This window comes from Arthrobacter dokdonellae (assembly GCF_003268655.1).
Classification (GTDB): Bacteria; Actinomycetota; Actinomycetes; order Actinomycetales; family Micrococcaceae; genus Specibacter; species Specibacter dokdonellae.
Map to the genome: position 1 here is coordinate 1,090,600 of NZ_CP029642.1, position 24,551 is coordinate 1,115,150.

At 61.5% G+C, this 24,551-nt stretch carries 4 protein-coding genes and 6 rRNA genes; 9 read left to right on the top strand and 1 reads right to left on the bottom strand.

Features of this window, described 5'->3' with window-relative positions; genetic code table 11:
- Position 1: 1 nt before the first annotated feature.
- The gene (gene glgX / locus DMB86_RS04950) at positions 2 to 2,149 is read left to right on the top strand and encodes a glycogen debranching protein GlgX (protein ID WP_113716815.1); all 2,148 of its coding nucleotides are present in this window, start codon (positions 2 to 4) and stop codon (positions 2,147 to 2,149) included.
- Between the two features lie 43 nt (positions 2,150 to 2,192).
- Here glgX and glgP read toward each other — a convergent pair whose 3' ends face one another.
- Entirely contained in the window at positions 2,193 to 4,808 is a 2,616-nt protein-coding gene (gene glgP, locus DMB86_RS04955) for an alpha-glucan family phosphorylase (RefSeq protein WP_193926265.1), read from the bottom strand.
- A gap of 168 nt (positions 4,809 to 4,976) precedes the next feature.
- Between glgP and DMB86_RS04960 the strand changes: the two genes are divergently transcribed.
- From DMB86_RS04960 to rrf (DMB86_RS04995), 8 genes are all read left to right on the top strand, one after another.
- A complete protein-coding gene (locus DMB86_RS04960) occupies positions 4,977 to 7,100 on the top strand; it encodes an alpha-1,4-glucan--maltose-1-phosphate maltosyltransferase (protein WP_113716817.1) in 2,124 nt (707 codons plus the stop codon).
- A 61-nt stretch (positions 7,101 to 7,161) separates the two neighbouring features.
- Positions 7,162 to 10,839: a 1,4-alpha-glucan branching protein GlgB gene (gene glgB, locus DMB86_RS04965; protein WP_227878604.1), complete on the top strand. Its 3,678-nt coding sequence runs from the start codon at positions 7,162 to 7,164 to the stop codon at positions 10,837 to 10,839.
- Positions 10,840 to 11,325: 486 nt separating this feature from the next.
- Positions 11,326 to 12,860, top strand: a 16S ribosomal RNA gene (locus DMB86_RS04970).
- Between the two features lie 577 nt (positions 12,861 to 13,437).
- Positions 13,438 to 16,614, top strand: a 23S ribosomal RNA gene (locus tag DMB86_RS04975).
- Between the two features lie 225 nt (positions 16,615 to 16,839).
- A 5S ribosomal RNA gene (gene rrf / locus DMB86_RS04980) occupies positions 16,840 to 16,956 on the top strand.
- Between the two features lie 1,817 nt (positions 16,957 to 18,773).
- A 16S ribosomal RNA gene (locus DMB86_RS04985) occupies positions 18,774 to 20,308 on the top strand.
- A gap of 577 nt (positions 20,309 to 20,885) precedes the next feature.
- Positions 20,886 to 24,062: ribosomal RNA gene (locus DMB86_RS04990) — 23S ribosomal RNA — on the top strand.
- A 229-nt stretch (positions 24,063 to 24,291) separates the two neighbouring features.
- Positions 24,292 to 24,408 (top strand): 5S ribosomal RNA (rrf, locus tag DMB86_RS04995).
- The 16S, 23S and 5S rRNA genes sit together here, the layout of an rRNA operon.
- Positions 24,409 to 24,551: the final 143 nt, after the last annotated feature.

The window sequence follows — 24,551 nt, forward strand, 5'->3', positions numbered from 1 at the left end:
TATGCCCGAAACTGTCGTTGAGGATGTGAGCACGCTGGGGGCGGCGCTTTCACGGCGCTTCCCGCTGGGCGTCACCGCGCATTCCGGCCAGCAAGGCAGGGATACCGTCAACGTGGCCGTGTACGCCCCTGCCTTGGAGCGGGTCGTGCTGTATTTCCAACCGCCGGGGGCGGCCTGGAAGGCCGTCCTGCTGCCGGACATGACCGACGGCGTGCACCACGGCCTGGTCTCGGGCCTGCCGGTGGGCAGCCGCTACGGCTTCCGTGCCGGCCCCCCGGACGGCACGGCGGGGAACATCGACCCCGACATGGTCCAGCTGCTGCTGGACCCCTACGGCCGCTTCATTGACGAAGCCACCGGCGCCGACGGCACCGTGAAGTACGCCTCCGTGCGCATGCAGTCGAATTTTGACTGGGGGGAGGCCAAAAGCCCGCGGACCCCGGGCCGCAACACGGTCATGTACGAGGCCCACGTGCGCGGCCAAACCATCCTGCATCCGGGCATCCCCGAGGAGATCCGCGGCAGCTACGCCGGCATGGCCCACCCGGCCATGATCAGGCACCTGCAGGAACTGGGCGTGACCGCAGTCGAGCTGCTGCCCATCCATTTTCATATTGACGAGCCCCACCTGCACGGCACGGGCATGCACAACTACTGGGGCTACAACACGCTGGGCTACTTCGCCCCGCACGTGGCGTACGCGAGTGCCGGCGCGCGGGAACGCGGCCCACAGGCCGTGCAGGACGAGCTCAAGGGCATGGTGAAGCTGCTGCACCTGGCCGGCATCGAGGTCATCCTGGACGTGGTCTACAACCACACGGCCGAGGGCGGACAGGGCGGTCCCGCGCTTAGCTGGCGCGGGCTCGGCGAGGAGCAGTACTACCGCATGCGCGACGGCAGGTACGTGGACACCACCGGCTGCGGCAACACGCTGAACTTTGGCAACCCGCACGTCATTAGAATGGCCATGGACTCGCTGCGTTACTGGGTGGAAGAGTTCCACATCGACGGCTTCCGCTTCGACCTGGCCGTGTCCCTGGCCCGCGACGGCGCCCACGAATTTACCAACCAGCATCCGTTTCTGCTGGCCGCCGCCACGGACGGGGTGCTGGCCTCCACCAAGCTTATTGCCGAGCCCTGGGATGTGGGCTACGGCGGCTGGCAGACCGGAAACTTCCCCACAGGCTGGTCAGACTGGAACGACTCCTTCCGCGACAGCGTGCGCGAGGTCTGGTTGAGCGACCGCGCCGCGACGTTTGACGGCCACCACCAAGGCAGCCTGGCCAAGCTCGGCGACGCGCTGGGCGGCTCCGCCGGCCTGTTTGCCAAATCCGGGCGCAGTCCCATGGCCTCCGTGAACCTGGTCACCGCCCACGACGGCTTCACGCTGGCGGACCTGACCGCGTACAACGAAAAGCACAACGCGGACAACCAGGAAGGCAACCGCGACGGGCACGGGGACAACCGCAGCTGGAACCACGGCGTAGAGGGGATCACCAACGACCCCTCGATTCTGGCGCAGCGGGCCCGGAGCGCGCGCAACATGATGGCCACACTCCTGCTGGCCCAAGGCATGCCATTGATTTGTGCCGGCGACGAGCTGGGCCGCAGTCAGGGCGGCAACAACAACGCCTACTGCCAGGACAACGAGATCGCCTGGCTGGACTGGTCCATGGATCTGGAGGCGCAGACCATGCTGGCTGCCACCAAGCGTCTGGTGCAGATCCGCAGGGACTTCCTGAGTGAACAACCCAGCAGTTTCCCGATGCGCGGCGGCGAGTCCTTCATTCACTGGTTTGGCGCCGACGGCCAGCTGATGACGCCGGAACGGTGGACCAACCCGCACGAACGCATCCTCACCATGCTGATGGGCTCACCCAACGGCAAAGTGGACGGGCTCGTGGTATTCAACACTGGCATCACGGACGAACTCGTGACACTGCCGGCCAACCCGCGCTTTGCCGCGGACGCGTCCACAGTGCCGCATCCGTACAAGCTGCGGATGACCACCGCGGGCCCCTACATGAACGACGACGGCGTCCCCACCTTCCGCCTGTCCCGTGCCGTGCCGCGCGTCCCGGCCGGGGAAGCGGTCCCGGTCGAGGCCAACACTGTCCAGATCTACCGCAACGGACTCGGGCCTGCCTGACCCTGGTCCCGGTGGCCGGACCTGTCGAGGCCCAGGCGGTTCGTCACGCCGTGGCGATGAGGCCCAGTTCCGCAGGGTCGGCAAGGCCGGCGTGGCGGGGCAGGACCTGCACGCCGTAGCCAAAGCTGCCTGAACGGTCTATGACCAGTTCGGCCTCGAACTGATGCCGGCCGTCGCCCAGGTCGGTGGCGTGCCGCAAATCCAGGGCACGGGTGTCGCTGAGTTCATCAGTGTCGCCGACGCGGCCGTACGACACGGATACCGTGACGTCCTCGGGAACCAAGGTGCCCAGATACACGTTGGCGCGGACCCGCAGGGACTGCCCGATCTGCGGATCATCCGCGAGTCCGTACGATTCCACGTGCTCAATGCGGATGCCGGTCCATTCGTTGCGCACGTTGCCAATCCAGGCCGCAAGGTCCCTTGTGGCGGCGTACCCGGCTTCCCGGGCCCTCCGCCCGGATGCGGCGGCCGGCTGGTACAGGCGCTGAACATACTCCTTCACCATCCGTTCCGCGGAAACCTCCGGGCCCAGGGTGGCGAGGGTGTGCTTGATCATGGAGATCCAGTGCGAAGGCAGGCCGCCCCGTCCCGGCTGCGACGGTCCGGCGGCGCCCGCGCCGGCGGACACCGCGTCGCCGTAGAAACGGGGCGCCACCTGGGTCTCCAGCAGTTCGTAGAGTGCTGCCGACTCGATGTCGTCGCGCTGCTCGTCGTTGGTGCCCCGGTTGGCGGTGGGAATCGCCCAGCCGTTTTCGCCGTCGAACAGCTCGTCCCACCAGCCGTCCATGACGGAGAGGTTGAGCGAGCCGTTGAGGGCCGCCTTCATCCCTGATGTCCCGCAGGCCTCAAGCGGACGCAGCGGATTGTTCAGCCACACGTCGCAGCCGGGGAAAAGGGTGCGCGCCATGGCGATATCGTAGTTCGGCAGGAAGACGATCCGGTGGCGGACCTCGGGGTCGTCCGTGAACTGGACCAGGTCCTGGATCATCTTTTTACCGGCGTCGTCGGCAGGGTGCGACTTGCCCGCAATCACCAGCTGAATGGGGTGGTCAGGGTGCAACAGCAGCGCCTTGAGCCGGGCGGGGTCCCGCAGCATCAGTGTCAGCCGCTTGTAGGTGGGCACGCGGCGGGCAAAGCCGATGGTCAGCACGTCGGGGTCCAGGACCGAGTCGGTCCATGCCAGCTGCGCGTCCGCGGCCCCGCGCTTTTTCCAGGACGCGCGCAGGCGGCGCCGTGCATCGTCCACGAGAGCCGAGCGGAGGCGGCGCCGCAGCTCCCACACCTCGCTGTCGCTGACGTCATACACCTTGGCCCAGTCCGGGCCGTCCAGCACGTCGGCGCCAAACTTCGCCCTGGCAAGCTGCGCCAGCAGCGGATCCACCCAGGTGGGCACGTGGACGCCGTTGGTCACGGAGGTGATGGGGACGTCGTCGTGGTCAAAGCCCGGCCACAGTCCGGAGAACATGTCGCGGGAGACCACGCCGTGGAGCTTGGCCACGCCGTTGGCGCGCTGGGCCAGGCGCAGCCCCATGACGGCCATGTTGAACACCTCGGGATTGCCGCCGTCGTAATTTTCCGCGCCCAGGGCAAGGATCTTCTCCACCGGCACGCCCGGGGCGAGCTCGCCGGCAAAGAAGTGCTCGACCATGTTCCGCGGGAAGCGGTCGATGCCGGCCGGCACCGGGGTGTGCGTGGTGAACACCGTGGAGGCGCGGCCGGCCGCCAGGGCCTCGTCCCAGGACAGCGGGTCGGGCGTGACCGACGGGTCCATGAGCTCGCGGATGCGCTCGATGCCGAGAAACCCGGCGTGGCCCTCGTTCGTGTGGAAGACCTCCGGTTCGGGCATGCCGGTCAGCCGGGCGTGGACGCGCAGCGCCTTGACCCCGCCCATGCCCAGCAGCAGTTCCTGGGCCAGGCGGTGGTCGCCTCCGCCGCCGTACAGGCGGTCCGTCACGCCGCGGGCTGCGGCGTCGTTCGCGGCCACGTTGGAATCCAGCAGCAGAAGGGGCACCCGGCCCACGTCCGCCCGCCAGATGTTGGCGCGCAGCACCCGGCCCTCGGGCAGCGGCAGGGAGATCTGTATGGGGGTGCCGTCTTGTTCGCGCAATTGGGTCAGCGGCAGCGCGTCGGGATCCAGCAGCGGGTAGGTCTCCTGCTGCCAGGCATCCTGGGACAGCGACTGCTTGAAATAGCCGGCCTGATACAGCAGCCCCACCCCGATCAGGGGCACGCCCAGGTCCGAGGCGGACTTAAGATGGTCGCCGGCCAGGATGCCCAGCCCGCCGGAATACTGCGGCAGCACCTCGCTGATGCCGAACTCGGGAGAGAAGTACGCGATGGTCTTCGGCGCGTCCACGCCAAGGGACTGGTACCAGCGCGGCTTCTCCAGATAGGCGGCCAGGTTCCGGTCGGCGTCGGCCACACGTGCCACCACGTCCGGGTCCGCGGCCAAGGCCTGGAGCTTTTCGCTCGAAATTGCCGCGAGCAGGGCCAACGGATCGTGCCGCGCCTCGTCCCACAGGACAGGGTCCAGCGATTGAAAGAGCTGGCGGGTCGGCAGGTGCCAGGACCACCGGAGGTTGGTGGCCAGGCGTGGGAGGGCCCCGATGGGCGCGGGGACGACGGTACGGACGGTGAACCTGCGTATGGCCTTCATGCCGGTCACCCTAGCCCATGAACGTTTCGGCCCGGCGACGGCGGTGACATAAACGCCGCTTCATGACGTAACGAAGGTTCTCCGCCCGGGCCGCCGCTTCATAAGCGCCCCGAAAAGCCCCATATCGTCCCAAGGCCTTCGCATTATGGGGGCGGAGTCGCTAACGTCATGTTTGTGACTACCTCGAAGCGCGTTCCACCTGTACCAGCCACCCGCCGGCCAGGCACGCAAGCCGCTGCGGGCCAGGACACGGCCGCCGCGCCTGCGCCGGCCGCTTCCCCGGCGGAGGGCCTGCGCTTCGGCCGCATACCCGTCACGGCCGTCCAGCCCGTCATCGAGGGCGGAAGGTTCCCGGCCAAGGCCGTCCGCGGCGGGGACGTCGCCATCCGCGCGGTCGTTTTCCGTGAAGGGCACGACGCCGTCGGAGCCACCGCAGTCCTGTTGGACCCCAGCGGGAAGGAGGTCCAGCGCGCCCGCATGACCCCCCGGGGCAAGGGCACGGATGCCTGGGGCGGCACGCTGACCCCCACCGCGGTGGGCGACTGGCAGTTCGCGGTGGAGGGCTGGACCGACGTGTACGCCACGTGGGCCCACAATGCGCAGGTCAAGATCAACGCCGGTGTCGACGTCGACGTCATGCTGGCCGAGGGGCACCTGCTGCTGTCCACGGCAGCCACGTCAACGCCGCACCCGGAAGACGCCAAAACGTTCAAGCAGGCAGCCAAGGCGCTCGCGGACGTCTCGCTCAACACCAACGACCGCCTGGCCGCCGGCACCGGCGCACGGGTGCGTGCCGCCGTCGCCCGCTACCCGCTGCGGGACCTGGTGACGCGCAGCCAGAACTACCCGCTGAAGGTGGAGCGCGACGCCGCGGGCCGGGGCGCCTGGTACGAGTTCTTCCCCCGCTCCGAGGGCGCCCGCCGCGACCCGGACACGGGCGTGTGGACCAGCGGGACGCTGACGACGGCGGCCCGCCGCCTCCCGGCGGTCGCCGCCATGGGCTTTGACGTGGTGTACCTCCCGCCGATCCACCCGATCGGCGCTGTCAACCGCAAGGGCCCGAACAACTCGCTGGTGGCCGGCCCGGGGGATCCAGGTTCCCCGTGGGCCATCGGCTCCGCAGCCGGCGGGCACGACGCCATCCACCCGGACCTGGGCACCTTTGAGGACTTCGATGCCTTTGTGGCCGCGGCCCGGGAGCTGGAACTGGAGGTGGCGTTGGACCTGGCCCTGCAGTGCGCGCCGGACCACCCGTGGGCCACGGAGCACCCGGAGTGGTTCACCACCCGCCTCGACGGCACCATCGCCTATGCGGAGAACCCGCCCAAGAAGTACCAGGACATCTACCCGCTGAACTTTGACAACGACCCCGCGGGACTGTCAGCCGAAATCCTGCGGATTGTGCGCCTGTGGATCAGCCACGGCGTGATGATCTTCCGCGTGGACAACCCGCACACCAAGCCGGTGTGGTTTTGGGAATGGCTCATCGGCACCGTCAACGCCGAAAGCCCCGGGGTCGTCTTCCTGGCCGAGGCCTTCACCCGGCCGGCGATGATGGCCGCGCTGGGCCGTGCCGGCTTCCAGCAGTCGTACAGCTACTTCACCTGGCGCAACACCAAGGAAGAGCTGGAGGAATACCTGCAGCACGTCAGCCGGGAATCCGCCGCGTACTTCCGCCCCAACTTCTTCGTCAACACCCCGGACATCCTGACCGAATACCTGCAGTACGGCGGTCCCGCCGCGTTCAAGATCCGCGCGGTGCTCGCGGCGATGGGCAGCCCGTTGTGGGGCATGTACGCGGGCTACGAGCTGTTTGAACACGTGGCCCGGCCCGGCTCGGAAGAGAACATCGACAACGAAAAATACGAATACAAGGCCAGGGACTTTGCCGCGGCCGAGGCCGCCGGGAAGTCGCTGGCGCCCTTCGTCACATTGCTGAACACGATCCGCCGCGCCCACCCGGCCCTCCTGGACCTGGAAAACCTGACCCTGCACCGGAGCTCCGACGACGCCACGCTCGTCTTCAGCAAACACAAGGCCGTCGCGGCCACGGCGCACGCGCCGGCCCGCAAGGACACCATCATTGTGGTCATCAACGTGGACCCGCACAGCATGCGCGAAGGCCAGGTCACCCTTGACCTGGACGCGTTGGAGCTGGACGGACTCTCCCCGGACGGCACATTCATCGTGGACGAGCTCATCACCGGCGCCACCTGGAACTGGGGCAAGCAGAACTACTTCCGCCTCGACGCACACCTGGAACCGGCCCACATCCTGCACGTTCGGCGGTAGGAATGCCGTCCCCATCGCCCGGCCCGGCGCCCCGCCCCTGCCCCGGATCGGCCGCGGGCTGATGGACCGCGCGCTCCTTGGCCTCGTGGCGGACTGGCTGCCCGCCCAGCGCTGGTATCCGCTCAAGGGCGACGCCGGTCACGGCAGCACCCTGCGCCTGGCTGGATCCCTGGAGCTGCCCACCTCCAGCGGCACGGCCTTCACGGTGCTGTTCCTGGACGTGCTCCCGTTGGTCACCGCGTTAGGCGGACGGCCCGCCGGTCCCACTGTTTCGACGCCGCCCGCGGACGACGTCGGTCCCCCCGTCACGCTGCACGTTCCGCTGGGCGTCTCCCGCAGCAGCCCTCCGGGGCTCCCCGGCGCCGCGATGCTGGGGAAGCTGCCTTCCGGCCACTGGGTGTATGACGCGCTGGCCGACCCCGCTTTCATGTCCGCCTGGCTGGACGTGATTTCCGGTGCCACGCCGCTGGAGGGCGTGCGCACGTGGAGCAGCGGCCGCGGCCCCGGCGGCACGGGCGCAGGTGGCGCCGACGTGGCGGGGGCCGGCGGCGCGGAGCGCGTTGCGGCCATGCGGACCATGCCGGGCGAACAGTCAAACAGCTCGGTGGTCTTTGACCTGGATGGCCAACCCCTGGTTGCTAAATTCTTCCGCGTGCTCCAGGCCGGGGCGCACCCCGAAGTGGAGATCGGCCGTGCGCTGGCCAGGGCCGGATGCGCCTTCGTTCCCGCCTTGCACGCGACCGCCAGCGTCCGGCCTTCATTCCTTGGCGCCGGGCCTGGCGAGACCACGCTCTTCGTCATCCACTCTTTCGTCGCCGGCGGCGAGGACGGGTGGGGGATGGCAGTGGCCGCGGCGTCCAGCGGCAGGGATTTCGCCCCCCACGCCCGCGCCATCGGTGCCGGTCTGGCACACATGCACGGCGACCTGCTCACGTCCTTGGGCGCCAAAGACCCTGCCGCCCAGCCCGACGCGTTGGTGGAGGCAGTCATCGCGCGGCTCACGTGGGCCTGGGGGTTGGCGGGCGTCGCCGTCGGGCCCTATGGAGAGGCGCTCGGCGAAATCATGGCACAGCTGCGCCAAATGCGTCAGGCGCCACCCCTGCAACGCATCCACGGCGACCTGCACCTGGGCCAGCTCCTCCACGTGGGCGACGCAGCCGGTCCCCGGTGGTACTTTTTGGACTTTGAGGGCGAACCACTCCGCCCCCTGGCCGGACGCAGCGACCCGGACGTGCCATTGCGTGACGTAGTGGGCATGTTGCGTTCGCTCGACTACGCTGGCGCACACGCCGTCAATCACGGCTCCACCACGGTTGGCGACGCGGCGGATTGGGTCCATGGCGCCAGCGCGGCCTTCATTGACGGCTATCAGGACGTCCGGCCGAACAGCATTGAACCGGATTCGGCACTTTTTATGTCATTGTGGCTGGACAAGGCGTTGTACGAGGTTGTTTATGAATTGCAGAACCGGCCTGATTGGGTTGGGGTGCCGGTAAAGGCCGTACGGGATTTTTTTGAATCAAGGGAAAGCAGTGTGGACATGGGACCGAAGAAGACAGCACCGCTGGCAGTCGAGGCCGGAGTCTTGGCCAGTGTTTCCGAGGGCACGTACTACGCACCGCACTCGGTGCTCGGCGCGCATTTGGATTCGGACGGATTTGCCACCATCCGCACGCTGCGCCACTTGGCGGAGTCGGTGAAGGTGGTGACCAGCGGCCGGAGCTACGCCATGACACACGAATTCGGTGGCATATGGGTTGCCGTGGTGCCCGTGGAGGAAGCCGGCCATGTCCCGGACTACCGGCTGCAGGTCCGCTACGCCGACGGCACGCATGAAAGCGACGACGCCTACAGGTACCTGCCCACCGTGGGAGAACTGGACCTTCACCTGATGGCGGAAGGACGGCACGAAACGTTGTGGACCGTTCTGGGCGCACATGTGCAGCGCTTCCACTCCAGCCTGGGCGATGTTTCCGGTGTCAGCTTCTCGGTGTGGGTTCCCGCCGTGAGGGCAGTGCGCGTGATCGGCGAATTCAACAACTGGGACGGCCGGGCGCATGCCATGCGCAGCCTCGGAACAAGCGGTGTGTGGGAACTGTTCATTCCTGACGCTGCCGTGGGCGACCGCTATAAGTTTGAGATCCTGACCGAACACGGCCAGTGGCTGGAAAAAGCCGATCCCATGGCCTACGGTACTGAAGTCCCGCCGCTGACGGCGTCCCGGGTGGTGGAATCCAACTACGCGTTCCAGGACTCAGAATGGATGGCTGCCCGCGCCGCACGGGATCCGCACAACTCGCCCATGAGCGCGTATGAGGTACACCTGGGCTCATGGCGCCAGGGGCTTTCCTACCGCGAGCTGGCCGTCGAACTCGTCGAGTACGTCAAATGGCTTGGCTTCACGCACGTCGAGTTCATGCCTGTGTCCGAACACCCGTTTGGCGGCTCGTGGGGGTACCAAGTCACGTCGTACTACGCGCCGACTTCGCGCTTCGGGCACCCGGATGAATTCCGTTTCCTCATCGATTCACTACACCAGGCGGGGATCGGCGTCATCATGGACTGGGTCCCTGCCCACTTCCCGAAGGACGAATGGGCCCTCGCCAAGTTCAACGGCGGTGCGCAATACGAACACTCCGACCCGCGCCTTGGCGAACACCCGGACTGGGGGACCCTCATCTTCGATTTTGGCCGCAACGAGGTGCGGAACTTTCTGGTGGCCAACGCCCTGTACTGGCTCGAGGAATTCCACATCGACGGACTGCGGGTGGACGCCGTGGCGTCCATGCTCTACCTGGACTATTCGCGCGAAGAGGGGCAGTGGAGCCCGAACCGCTTCGGCGGCCGGGAAAATCTGGAAGCCATCAGCTTCCTCCAGGAAATGAACGCCACCGCCTACCGGCGAAACCCGGGCATTGTCACCATTGCCGAAGAGTCCACGGCATTCCCCGGCGTCACCGCACCCACCAGCGCCAACGGGCTGGGCTTCGGCATCAAATGGAACATGGGCTGGATGCACGACTCCCTGACGTACATGGCCGAGGACCCGGTGAACCGCGGCTGGCACCACAACCAGATCACGTTTTCCCTGGTCTACGCATTCACGGAAAACTTCCTGCTGCCCATCAGCCATGACGAAGTGGTCCACGGCAAGGGATCGCTGCTGCGAAAAATGCCGGGGGACCGGTGGCAGCAACTGGCCAACCTTCGTGCGTATTTGGCGTTCCAATGGGCTCACCCGGGTAAGCAGCTGATCTTCATGGGTACCGAATTCGGCCAGGAAGCCGAATGGAGCGAACAGCACGGACTGGATTGGTGGCTGGCGGAGAACCTGCCGCACCGCGGAATCCAGCTGTTGGTCAAGGAGCTCAACCGCGTTTACACCGCCACCCCCGCGCTCTCGGCCCAGGACAACAAGCCTGAGGGCTTCACGTGGATCAACGGCGGAGACACCACGCACAACGTGGTGTCCTTCATCCGTTGGGACGGCAAGGGGAACCCGTTGGTCTGCATCATCAACTTTGCCGGCGTCGCCTATGAGGGTTACCGAGTGGGCCTGCCCCACGCCGGCCAGTGGGAGGAGGCCCTCAATACGGACCATGCGGAATTTGGCGGGTCCAATGTCCTTAACGAAGGGCGTCTCGCCGCGGAGGGAAAGTCATGGGACGGCCAGAACGCCTCGCTTGCCCTCCGGATTCCGCCACTTGGCGCCATCTACCTCCAGCCGGCCAAGGACTGACACGCCCGTGTCGGAATGGGCCTTCTGGCATTTGGCGAACCCGGCTCCAAGGTGTTAGAGTTAATACCCCGCCGGGCAAACAGTCCGGTTCTGGATCAGACAAATACTTCAAGCCTACAAAATAGGCCCGATGTTATGTGTTCAAAACCCGCAATGAGAATTGCAGGGAACTGAATACCGGTTTGAAGCATGGATTTGACTTGTTGAAAGTCTTGCGGGTAAGATTGAAAAGTTGCTCCGGCACTGATCGCCACGGGATATGAGCTGTTTTTAGCGGTTCCGGTGGTGTGTTGGCTGGGTGTGGTTGTTGTTTGAGAACTCAATAGTGTGCCAAGTTTTATTGATACCAATTTATTGTTTTATGGATTGGTTATTTGGTTGTGTGTTGCCGCCCCTGTGGTGATGCATGATCGTTTAGCTGGTTTCGAATTTAGTGCATGGCTTCGTGTCTTTTTCCGGTGCGTTGTTGTGTGTCTGTTTGTTTTATTAACGGAGAGTTTGATCCTGGCTCAGGATGAACGCTGGCGGCGTGCTTAACACATGCAAGTCGAACGATGATCCGGTGCTTGCATCGGGGATTAGTGGCGAACGGGTGAGTAACACGTGAGTAACCTGCCCTTAACTCTGGGATAAGCCTGGGAAACTGGGCCTAATACTGGATATTGACTTTCTGCCGCATGGTGGGGGGTTGAAAGCTTTTGTGGTTTTGGATGGACTCGCGGCCTATCAGCTTGTTGGTGGGGTAATGGCCTACCAAGGCGACGACGGGTAGCCGGCCTGAGAGGGTGACCGGCCACACTGGGACTGAGACACGGCCCAGACTCCTACGGGAGGCAGCAGTGGGGAATATTGCACAATGGGCGCAAGCCTGATGCAGCGACGCCGCGTGAGGGATGACGGCCTTCGGGTTGTAAACCTCTTTCAGTAGGGAACAAGGCCGCACGTTGTGTGGTTGAGGGTACTTGCAGAAGAAGCGCCGGCTAACTACGTGCCAGCAGCCGCGGTAATACGTAGGGCGCAAGCGTTATCCGGAATTATTGGGCGTAAAGAGCTCGTAGGCGGTTTGTCGCGTCTGCCGTGAAAGTCCGGGGCTCAACTCCGGATCTGCGGTGGGTACGGGCAGACTAGAGTGATGTAGGGGAGACTGGAATTCCTGGTGTAGCGGTGAAATGCGCAGATATCAGGAGGAACACCGATGGCGAAGGCAGGTCTCTGGGCATTAACTGACGCTGAGGAGCGAAAGCATGGGGAGCGAACAGGATTAGATACCCTGGTAGTCCATGCCGTAAACGTTGGGCACTAGGTGTGGGGGACATTCCACGTTTTCCGCGCCGTAGCTAACGCATTAAGTGCCCCGCCTGGGGAGTACGGCCGCAAGGCTAAAACTCAAAGGAATTGACGGGGGCCCGCACAAGCGGCGGAGCATGCGGATTAATTCGATGCAACGCGAAGAACCTTACCAAGGCTTGACATGGACTGGAAACGCCCGGAAACGGGTGCCCCGCTTGCGGCCGGTTTACAGGTGGTGCATGGTTGTCGTCAGCTCGTGTCGTGAGATGTTGGGTTAAGTCCCGCAACGAGCGCAACCCTCGTTCTATGTTGCCAGCGGGTAGTGCCGGGGACTCATGGGAGACTGCCGGGGTCAACTCGGAGGAAGGTGGGGACGACGTCAAATCATCATGCCCCTTATGTCTTGGGCTTCACGCATGCTACAATGGCCGGTACAATGGGTTGCGATACTGTGAGGTGGAGCTAATCCCAAAAAGCCGGTCTCAGTTCGGATTGGGGTCTGCAACTCGACCCCATGAAGTCGGAGTCGCTAGTAATCGCAGATCAGCAACGCTGCGGTGAATACGTTCCCGGGCCTTGTACACACCGCCCGTCAAGTCACGAAAGTTGGTAACACCCGAAGCCCATGGCCCAACCCGCAAGGGAGGGAGTGGTCGAAGGTGGGACTGGCGATTGGGACTAAGTCGTAACAAGGTAGCCGTACCGGAAGGTGCGGCTGGATCACCTCCTTTCTAAGGAGCACCAGGCACCTGCACGGGGTCCGCATGGACCGTTCGTGGGGGGTGCGTGGAGTATGGCCTGCTGCCGGGACGCATGTTTCCGGGCGGGCCGCTCAAGGGTGGAATATCAATAAGGCAGGTGCCTGGCGGCACGGGCCGGCCCGGTTCTAGTACGGCTCCTTTTTTGCGCTTGCGTGGAAAGGGGGTGGGGAACGGATCATGGAGGGTTGGTTTGTGGTGTTGGGTGGTGTTTGGCACACTGTTGGGTCCTGGAACAACAACGTTCCCGTTGCCTTCCCTTGGTTGGGGGGGTGGGGGTGTTGTGTTTCGTGGTTTTCCCGTGCATGGCCGGTTCGCCGGGTGGTGCTGGTGCCCCTTTTTGGGGTGTTGGTGTTCCCTGGCGGGGTGGTGTGTGTTGGGGTTGTTGTTTGAGAACTATATAGTGAACGCGAGCATCTTATAAAGGAAGCAATTTCTTTGAGTATGTTTGAACCTGGATCTGATGCTGCCGGCGCCCTGTGGGGTGTTGGTGGTGGCGGTTTCATGGTTCTCTCGATAAGTGTTTTAGTGTGTGTTGACTGTTTTTTGTGGTCAAGTTTTTAAGGGCACACGGTGGATGCCTTGGCATTAGGAGCCGAAGAAGGACGTAGGAATCTGCGATAAGCCTCGGGGAGTTGATAACCGAACTTTGATCCGAGGGTGTCCGAATGGGGAAACCCCGCCACCGGTCGTGAGGCCAGGTGGTGACCCGCACCTGAATATATAGGGTGTGTGGGGGGAACGTGGGGAAGTGAAACATCTCAGTACCCACAGGAAGAGAAAACAATAGTGATTCCGTCAGTAGTGGCGAGCGAACGCGGATCAGGCTAAACCGTGCCATGTGTGATAGCCGGCGGGCGTTGCATGGTCGGGGTTGTGGGAGTTGCCGTACTGGTCCTGCCGGGCCGGTGGGGGGTTAGGTGCGTGTATAGGTGAAGGGCTTTGAATGGCCTGCCGTAGAGGGTGAGAGTCCCGTAACCGAAATGCATGGCACGCCTCCGGGTGATTTTTCCCAAGTAGCACGGGGCCCGAGAAATCCCGTGTGAATCTGTCAGGACCACCTGATAAGCCTAAATACTACCTAATGACCGATAGCGGACAAGTACCGTGAGGGAAAGGTGAAAAGTACCCCGGGAGGGGAGTGAAATAGTACCTGAAACCGTGTGCTTACAATCCGTCAGAGCCGCCGCGCCCCCTTGGGGGTGGTTGTTGTGGTGATGGCGTGCCTTTTGAAGAATGAGCCTGCGAGTTAGTGTTACGTCGCGAGGTTAACCCGTGTGGGGAAGCCGTAGCGAAAGCGAGTCTGAACAGGGCGTTGCAGTGGCGTGATCTAGACCCGAAGCGAAGTGATCTACCCATGGCCAGGTTGAAGCGTGTGTAAGAGCGCGTGGAGGACCGAACCCACTTCAGTTGAAAATGGAGGGGATGAGCTGTGGGTAGGGGTGAAAGGCCAATCAAACTTCGTGATAGCTGGTTCTCCCCGAAATGCATTTAGGTGCAGCGTTGCGTGTTTCTTGCTGGAGGTAGAGCTACTGGATGGCTAATGGGCCCTACAAGGTTACTGACGTCAGCCAAACTCCGAATGCCGGCAAGTGAGAGCGTGGCAGTGAGACTGTGGGGGATAAGCTTCATAGTCGAGAGGGAAACAGCCCAGACCACCAACTAAGGCCCCTAAGCGTGTGCTAAGTGGGAAAGGATGTGGGATTGCTTAGACAACCAGGAGGTTGGCTTAGAAGCAGCCATCCTTAAAAGAGTGCGTAATAGCTCACTGGTCAAGTGATTCCGCGCCGACAATGTAGCGGGGCTCAAGTACACCGCCGAAGTTGTGGATTTCAAACATGTACCCTAGCCGTGGATTCGTTCCGTGGTTCAGGGGTTTGGAGTGGTAGGGGAGCGTCGTGTGGGCATGGAAGCCGCAGTGTGAACTAGCGGTGGAGCCCACACGAGTGAGAATGCAGGCATGAGTAGCGAAAGACGGGTGAGAAACCCGTCCGCCGAATGATCAAGGGTTCCAGGGTCAAGCTAATCTGCCCTGGGTAAGTCGGGACCTAAGGCGAGGCCGACAGGCGTAGTCGATGGACAACGGGTTGATATTCCCGTACCGGTGAAGAACCGCCAATGTTGAGCCGGTGATACTAACCGCCCAAACCGCCATTTGCGTGCCTTCGGGCCAGGAATGTGTGGGGCGCGTGGGAACTGAACCGGGGAGGCAAGCGTATTAACAGGTGTGACGCAGGAGGGTAGCCAAGCCGGGCGATGGTTGTCCCGGTCTAAGGATGTAGGGAACGCGATAGGCAAATCCGTCGCGTGGCCATTGGGTTGGCGCTCCTGAGATCTGACGGGACCCCCGCAAGGGGGAATTTGGTGATCCCATGCTGCCAAGAAAAGCATCGACGCGAGGTTCGGACCGCCCGTACCCCAAACCGACACAGGTGATCAGGTAGAGAATACCAAGGCGATCGAGAGAATTATGGTTAAGGAACTCGGCAAAATGCCCCCGTAACTTCGGGAGAAGGGGGGCCTGCCCCGTGAAGGGACCATCGCGTCCCGTGAGCGGGTGTGGGCCGCAGAGACCAGGGGGAAGCGACTGTTTACTAAAAACACAGGTCCGTGCGAAGTCGCAAGACGATGTATACGGACTGACTCCTGCCCGGTGCTGGAAGGTTAAGAGGACCGGTTAGCCGCACTCGTGCGGCGAAGCTGAGAATTTAAGCCCCAGTAAACGGCGGTGGTAACTATAACCATCCTAAGGTAGCGAAATTCCTTGTCGGGTAAGTTCCGACCTGCACGAATGGAGTAACGACTTCCCCGCTGTCTCAACCATAAACTCGGCGAAATTGCAGTACGAGTAAAGATGCTCGTTACGCGCAGCAGGACGGAAAGACCCCGAGACCTTTACTATAGTTTGGTATTGGTGTTCGGAGTGGCTTGTGTAGGATAGGTGGGAGACTGTGAAACCGTCACGCCAGTGGCGGCGGAGTCATCGTTGAAATACCACTCTGGTCACTTTGGACATCTAACTTCGGCCCGTAATCCGGGTCAGGGACAGTGCCTGATGGGTAGTTTAACTGGGGCGGTTGCCTCCTAAAGAGTAACGGAGGCGCCCAAAGGTTCCCTCAGCCTGGTTGGCAATCAGGTATCGAGTGTAAGTGCACAAGGGAGCTTGACTGTGAGACAGACATGTCGAGCAGGGACGAAAGTCGGGACTAGTGATCCGGCGGCACATTGTGGAATGGCCGTCGCTCAACGGATAAAAGGTACCTCGGGGATAACAGGCTGATCTTGCCCAAGAGTCCATATCGACGGCATGGTTTGGCACCTCGATGTCGGCTCGTCGCATCCTGGGGCTGGAGTAGGTCCCAAGGGTTGGGCTGTTCGCCCATTAAAGCGGTACGCGAGCTGGGTTTAGAACGTCGTGAGACAGTTCGGTCCCTATCCGCTGCGCGCGCAGGAAATTTGAGAAGGGCTGTCCTTAGTACGAGAGGACCGGGACGGACGAACCTCTGGTGTGTCAGTTGTACTGCCAAGTGCATCGCTGATTGGCTACGTTCGGATGGGATAACCGCTGAAAGCATCTAAGCGGGAAGCCCGCTTCAAGATGAGATTTCCATGCACCTAGCGTGTGAGAGGCCCCCAGCAGACCACTGGGTTGATAGGCCGGACGTGGAAGCGAGGACTAAAGACTCGTGAAGCCGACCGGTACTAATAGGCCGATAACTTACACCACAAAAACAACACCACATGCCCGCGTTCACTATATGGTTCCCCAACAACAAACCCAACAGGTTTGCGCCCCGGGAAAAACCAGCACACCCCACCCACACCCCCAAGGGGCCGGGAAGGGCGTGTATAATCAAATACTGTTGTCCACAACAGGACACCAACTACAGAATTCCCCCGCACCACCGAAACCCCAACACCAAGGGGCCGGCACCGCGGGCGGAGGAAGAGTTACGGTGGTCATAGCGTGGGGGAAACGCCCGGTCCCATTCCGAACCCGGAAGCTAAGACCCACAGCGCCGATGGTACTGCATTCGAGAGGATGTGGGAGAGTAGGACACCGCCGGACAACACCAAAAGGGTAGAGGCCCCAACACACCAGTGTTGGGGCCTCCCCAACTTTAACAACCAACTACCACAGGACCAGGTCGCGACGCCCTCGCACGCCCCGCTGCCCGACCACTACCGCGGCACCGGATCAGACAGCCACGGCCACCACCACCGCAAGCCCCACCAGTCCGAACGGCAGGCCGAAAGGCCGTGGCGCCAGTGCCGTGATGCCGGCAACGTGGCTCTTCGTATTTGGGCATGGTCGGCGGTTTTGTTTCGATATGGCCGCCGGCGCTGAACAGATTGCCAAGAGGCGGCAACGTCCACGGCACGGTATTCTCCCGACATCAGACGCATCGTGGACGACCGCATGGGCACAGGCGGTGACATGGCCCGCCACGAGCTGGTCGCGTGCACATCATCCCAGCCGGTGGTGGTGCGAAACGCAGCGTCTCTAAGTGATGGTTCCCGGTCACTGCCTCCTGAGGAGCCATTCCAGGAGTCACCGGCATTACTATGTTCGGTGTCGTGGCGGTAGTCCGCGGCTTCGTCGCGAAGGCGGACTTGGTTCAGTCGCCAGATGCGCACGGGAAAGTAGCGTCGATTGACCCCAGCCAGCCAGCCAGCCAGCCAGACCCGGTAGCGGCCCAGGAGGTCTGACTGGGAAAGCCCGACCCGGTAGCGGCCCAGGAGTGCTGACTGGGAAAGCCGGACCAAGTGCGGGGACTGACGGCTGCCCTAGACGGCGGGCCGACCGCGAGCCGGCGTGCCCGGGTCGTCAAGCGACGTGTTGGTGTTGGCCGCCGTCCCCCAGGGAACAGGCGGCTGCGGTGGCTCACCTGGTGCCCATTCATCTGCCGGTCGTCGACCCCAGCTGGCCGTCCACCGTGGCCGGACCAGCGGGCTGCCTGAAAGGGCCGGTGGAGGGGCGGCAAGCGTAAGCGCGCGTTACATCCGCGGACAGGGCGGACAGGAACGGCACCCACGGCAGCGCCCTTACGCTCCAAATCGGGGCGCTTGGCGTCAGGCCCGCAGGGGCGCGCCAGGGGATTTAGTACACACGTATTACACTATTTCTGAACTCAGTAGCATGGCTGTATTAAACAGTAAGGCGAGGTTCCTTTTGGCATGGCATGGCAAGGCGTGCTGGCCGGGGCACAGGGGCCGCATGCGTGCGCGGTGCCAGGGGAAACGCCGGTTGTCCAGGCGGGGACGGCCTGGGTCAGTGACATCGCATTGAGCGTTTGAGGAGCCGGCGTGGCGCCCGGCGCTTCGTCCCTGGTAGCCCGCTTTGCAATCCCCGTTGAGGCGTCCCTGCTGGAAGACGCCGGCCCGCCGCTGGGAAACGGAGGATTTGCGGCATGCAGCCAGAATGGTGCCGAGCGTCACATCGTTGTGGCTGGCGCTGCCATCGAAAGGTGTGTATTGTTTTTCGAGTTGTCCCGGTGTTCGGGGGAGCGGAAATCCTGTGTTCATGTGGCCGGTTTTGCCGGTTGTTTTGGCGTGTGTGCGGGTGGTTGTCCGGGTTCCTGTTGGTTGGGGGCGCGGGGGGCCGGGTTTGCTTCTTGGAGGCGGATCGGGTAAGTTTGAGAAGTTGCCCCGGTGCTGATCGTCGCGGACTGTTGGATGGTTCGGGTGTGTTGGCTGGGTGTGGTTGTTGTTTGAGAACTCAATAGTGTGCCAAGTTTTATTGATACCAATTTATTGTTTTATGGATTGGTTATTTGGTTGTGTGTTGCCGCCCCTGTGGTGATGCATGATCGTTTAGCTGGTTTCGAATTTAGTGCATGGCTTCGTGTCTTTTTCCGGTGCGTTGTTGTGTGTCTGTTTGTTTTATTAACGGAGAGTTTGATCCTGGCTCAGGATGAACGCTGGCGGCGTGCTTAACACATGCAAGTCGAACGATGATCCGGTGCTTGCATCGGGGATTAGTGGCGAACGGGTGAGTAACACGTGAGTAACCTGCCCTTAACTCTGGGATAAGCCTGGGAAACTGGGTCTAATACTGGATATTGACTTTCTGCCGCATGGTGGGGGGTTGAAAGCTTTTGTGGTTTTGGATGGACTCGCGGCCTATCAGCTTGTTGGTGGGGTAATGGCCTACCAAGGCGACGACGGGTAGCCGGCCTGAGAGGGTGACCGGCCACACTGGGACTGAGACACGGCCCAGACTCCTACGGGAGGCAGCAGTGGGGAATATTGCACAATGGGCGCAAGCCTGATGCAGCGACGCCGCGTGAGGGATGACGGCCTTCGGGTTGTAAACCTCTTTCAGTAGGGAACAAGGCCGCACGTTGTGTGGTTGAGGGTACTTGCAGAAGAAGCGCCGGCTAACTACGTGCCAGCAGCCGCGGTAATACGTAGGGCGCAAGCGTTATCCGGAATTATTGGGCGTAAAGAGCTCGTAGGCGGTTTGTCGCGTCTGCCGTGAAAGTCCGGGGCTCAACTCCGGATCTGCGGTGGGTACGGGCAGACTAGAGTGATGTAGGGGAGACTGGAATTCCTGGTGTAGCGGTGAAATGCGCAGATATCAGGAGGAACACCGATGGCGAAGGCAGGTCTCTGGGCATTAACTGACGCTGAGGAGCGAAAGCATGGGGAGCGAACAGGATTAGATACCCTGGTAGTCCATGCCGTAAACGTTGGGCACTAGGTGTGGGGGACATTCCACGTTTTCCGCGCCGTAGCTAACGCATTAAGTGCCCCGCCTGGGGAGTACGGCCGCAAGGCTAAAACTCAAAGGAATTGACGGGGGCCCGCACAAGCGGCGGAGCATGCGGATTAATTCGATGCAACGCGAAGAACCTTACCAAGGCTTGACATGGACTGGAAACGCCCGGAAACGGGTGCCCCGCTTGCGGCCGGTTTACAGGTGGTGCATGGTTGTCGTCAGCTCGTGTCGTGAGATGTTGGGTTAAGTCCCGCAACGAGCGCAACCCTCGTTCTATGTTGCCAGCGGGTAGTGCCGGGGACTCATGGGAGACTGCCGGGGTCAACTCGGAGGAAGGTGGGGACGACGTCAAATCATCATGCCCCTTATGTCTTGGGCTTCACGCATGCTACAATGGCCGGTACAATGGGTTGCGATACTGTGAGGTGGAGCTAATCCCAAAAAGCCGGTCTCAGTTCGGATTGGGGTCTGCAACTCGACCCCATGAAGTCGGAGTCGCTAGTAATCGCAGATCAGCAACGCTGCGGTGAATACGTTCCCGGGCCTTGTACACACCGCCCGTCAAGTCACGAAAGTTGGTAACACCCGAAGCCCATGGCCCAACCCGCAAGGGAGGGAGTGGTCGAAGGTGGGACTGGCGATTGGGACTAAGTCGTAACAAGGTAGCCGTACCGGAAGGTGCGGCTGGATCACCTCCTTTCTAAGGAGCACCAGGCACCTGCACGGGGTCCGCATGGACCGTTCGTGGGGGGTGCGTGGAGTATGGCCTGCTGCCGGGACGCATGTTTCCGGGCGGGCCGCTCAAGGGTGGAATATCAATAAGGCAGGTGCCTGGCGGCACGGGCCGGCCCGGTTCTAGTACGGCTCCTTTTTTGCGCTTGCGTGGAAAGGGGGTGGGGAACGGATCATGGAGGGTTGGTTTGTGGTGTTGGGTGGTGTTTGGCACACTGTTGGGTCCTGGAACAACAACGTTCCCGTTGCCTTCCCTTGGTTGGGGGGGTGGGGGTGTTGTGTTTCGTGGTTTTCCCGTGCATGGCCGGTTCGCCGGGTGGTGCTGGTGCCCCTTTTTGGGGTGTTGGTGTTCCCTGGCGGGGTGGTGTGTGTTGGGGTTGTTGTTTGAGAACTATATAGTGAACGCGAGCATCTTATAAAGGAAGCAATTTCTTTGAGTATGTTTGAACCTGGATCTGATGCTGCCGGCGCCCTGTGGGGTGTTGGTGGTGGCGGTTTCATGGTTCTCTCGATAAGTGTTTTAGTGTGTGTTGACTGTTTTTTGTGGTCAAGTTTTTAAGGGCACACGGTGGATGCCTTGGCATTAGGAGCCGAAGAAGGACGTAGGAATCTGCGATAAGCCTCGGGGAGTTGATAACCGAACTTTGATCCGAGGGTGTCCGAATGGGGAAACCCCGCCACCGGTCGTGAGGCCAGGTGGTGACCCGCACCTGAATATATAGGGTGTGTGGGGGGAACGTGGGGAAGTGAAACATCTCAGTACCCACAGGAAGAGAAAACAATAGTGATTCCGTCAGTAGTGGCGAGCGAACGCGGATCAGGCTAAACCGTGCCATGTGTGATAGCCGGCGGGCGTTGCATGGTCGGGGTTGTGGGAGTTGCCGTACTGGTCCTGCCGGGCCGGTGGGGGGTTAGGTGCGTGTATAGGTGAAGGGCTTTGAATGGCCTGCCGTAGAGGGTGAGAGTCCCGTAACCGAAATGCATGGCACGCCTCCGGGTGATTTTTCCCAAGTAGCACGGGGCCCGAGAAATCCCGTGTGAATCTGTCAGGACCACCTGATAAGCCTAAATACTACCTAATGACCGATAGCGGACAAGTACCGTGAGGGAAAGGTGAAAAGTACCCCGGGAGGGGAGTGAAATAGTACCTGAAACCGTGTGCTTACAATCCGTCAGAGCCGCCGCGCCCCCTTGGGGGTGGTTGTTGTGGTGATGGCGTGCCTTTTGAAGAATGAGCCTGCGAGTTAGTGTTACGTCGCGAGGTTAACCCGTGTGGGGAAGCCGTAGCGAAAGCGAGTCTGAACAGGGCGTTGCAGTGGCGTGATCTAGACCCGAAGCGAAGTGATCTACCCATGGCCAGGTTGAAGCGTGTGTAAGAGCGCGTGGAGGACCGAACCCACTTCAGTTGAAAATGGAGGGGATGAGCTGTGGGTAGGGGTGAAAGGCCAATCAAACTTCGTGATAGCTGGTTCTCCCCGAAATGCATTTAGGTGCAGCGTTGCGTGTTTCTTGCTGGAGGTAGAGCTACTGGATGGCTAATGGGCCCTACAAGGTTACTGACGTCAGCCAAACTCCGAATGCCGGCAAGTGAGAGCGTGGCAGTGAGACTGTGGGGGATAAGCTTCATAGTCGAGAGGGAAACAGCCCAGACCACCAACTAAGGCCCCTAAGCGTGTGCTAAGTGGGAAAGGATGTGGGATTGCTTAGACAACCAGGAGGTTGGCTTAGAAGCAGCCATCCTTAAAAGAGTGCGTAATAGCTCACTGGTCAAGTGATTCCGCGCCGACAATGTAGCGGGGCTCAAGTACACCGCCGAAGTTGTGGATTTCAAACATGTACCCTAGCCGTGGATTCGTTCCGTGGTTCAGGGGTTTGGAGTGGTAGGGGAGCGTCGTGTGGGCATGGAAGCCGCAGTGTGAACTAGCGGTGGAGCCCACACGAGTGAGAATGCAGGCATGAGTAGCGAAAGACGGGTGAGAAACCCGTCCGCCGAATGATCAAGGGTTCCAGGGTCAAGCTAATCTGCCCTGGGTAAGTCGGGACCTAAGGCGAGGCCGACAGGCGTAGTCGATGGACAACGGGTTGATATTCCCGTACCGGTGAAGAACCGCCAATGTTGAGCCGGTGATACTAACCGCCCAAACCGCCATTTGCGTGCCTTCGGGCCAGGAATGTGTGGGGCGCGTGGGAACTGAACCGGGGAGGCAAGCGTATTAACAGGTGTGACGCAGGAGGGTAGCCAAGCCGGGCGATGGTTGTCCCGGTCTAAGGATGTAGGGAACGCGATAGGCAAATCCGTCGCGTGGCCATTGGGTTGGCGCTCCTGAGATCTGACGGGACCCCCGCAAGGGGGAATTTGGTGATCCCATGCTGCCAAGAAAAGCATCGACGCGAGGTTCGGACCGCCCGTACCCCAAACCGACACAGGTGATCAGGTAGAGAATACCAAGGCGATCGAGAGAATTATGGTTAAGGAACTCGGCAAAATGCCCCCGTAACTTCGGGAGAAGGGGGGCCTGCCCCGTGAAGGGACCATCGCGTCCCGTGAGCGGGTGTGGGCCGCAGAGACCAGGGGGAAGCGACTGTTTACTAAAAACACAGGTCCGTGCGAAGTCGCAAGACGATGTATACGGACTGACTCCTGCCCGGTGCTGGAAGGTTAAGAGGACCGGTTAGCCGCACTCGTGCGGCGAAGCTGAGAATTTAAGCCCCAGTAAACGGCGGTGGTAACTATAACCATCCTAAGGTAGCGAAATTCCTTGTCGGGTAAGTTCCGACCTGCACGAATGGAGTAACGACTTCCCCGCTGTCTCAACCATAAACTCGGCGAAATTGCAGTACGAGTAAAGATGCTCGTTACGCGCAGCAGGACGGAAAGACCCCGAGACCTTTACTATAGTTTGGTATTGGTGTTCGGAGTGGCTTGTGTAGGATAGGTGGGAGACTGTGAAACCGTCACGCCAGTGGCGGCGGAGTCATCGTTGAAATACCACTCTGGTCACTTTGGACATCTAACTTCGGCCCGTAATCCGGGTCAGGGACAGTGCCTGATGGGTAGTTTAACTGGGGCGGTTGCCTCCTAAAGAGTAACGGAGGCGCCCAAAGGTTCCCTCAGCCTGGTTGGCAATCAGGTATCGAGTGTAAGTGCACAAGGGAGCTTGACTGTGAGACAGACATGTCGAGCAGGGACGAAAGTCGGGACTAGTGATCCGGCGGCACATTGTGGAATGGCCGTCGCTCAACGGATAAAAGGTACCTCGGGGATAACAGGCTGATCTTGCCCAAGAGTCCATATCGACGGCATGGTTTGGCACCTCGATGTCGGCTCGTCGCATCCTGGGGCTGGAGTAGGTCCCAAGGGTTGGGCTGTTCGCCCATTAAAGCGGTACGCGAGCTGGGTTTAGAACGTCGTGAGACAGTTCGGTCCCTATCCGCTGCGCGCGCAGGAAATTTGAGAAGGGCTGTCCTTAGTACGAGAGGACCGGGACGGACGAACCTCTGGTGTGTCAGTTGTACTGCCAAGTGCATCGCTGATTGGCTACGTTCGGATGGGATAACCGCTGAAAGCATCTAAGCGGGAAGCCCGCTTCAAGATGAGATTTCCATGCACCTAGCGTGTGAGAGGCCCCCAGCAGACCACTGGGTTGATAGGCCGGACGTGGAAGCGAGGACTAAAGACTCGTGAAGCCGACCGGTACTAATAGGCCGATAACTTACACCACAAAAACAACACCACATGCCCGCGTTCACTATATGGTTCCCCAACAACAAACCCAACAGGTTTGCGCCCCGGGAAAAACCAGCACACCCCACCCACCCACCCCCCAAAGGGGCCGGGAAGGGCGTGTATAATCAAATACTGTTGTCCACAACAGGACACCAACTACAGAATTCCCCCGCACCACCGAAACCCCAACACCAAGGGGCCGGCACCGCGGGCGGAGGAAGAGTTACGGTGGTCATAGCGTGGGGGAAACGCCCGGTCCCATTCCGAACCCGGAAGCTAAGACCCACAGCGCCGATGGTACTGCATTCGAGAGGATGTGGGAGAGTAGGACACCGCCGGACAACACCAAAAGGGTAGAGGCCCCAACACACCAGTGTTGGGGCCTCCCCAACTTTAACCCCACAAACACCCCAGGACCAGCAACGGCTCGACACGGGCGAAGGGCCTGGTTTCACCCGGCCCCCGGGTGTTGACCGTCGCGTTG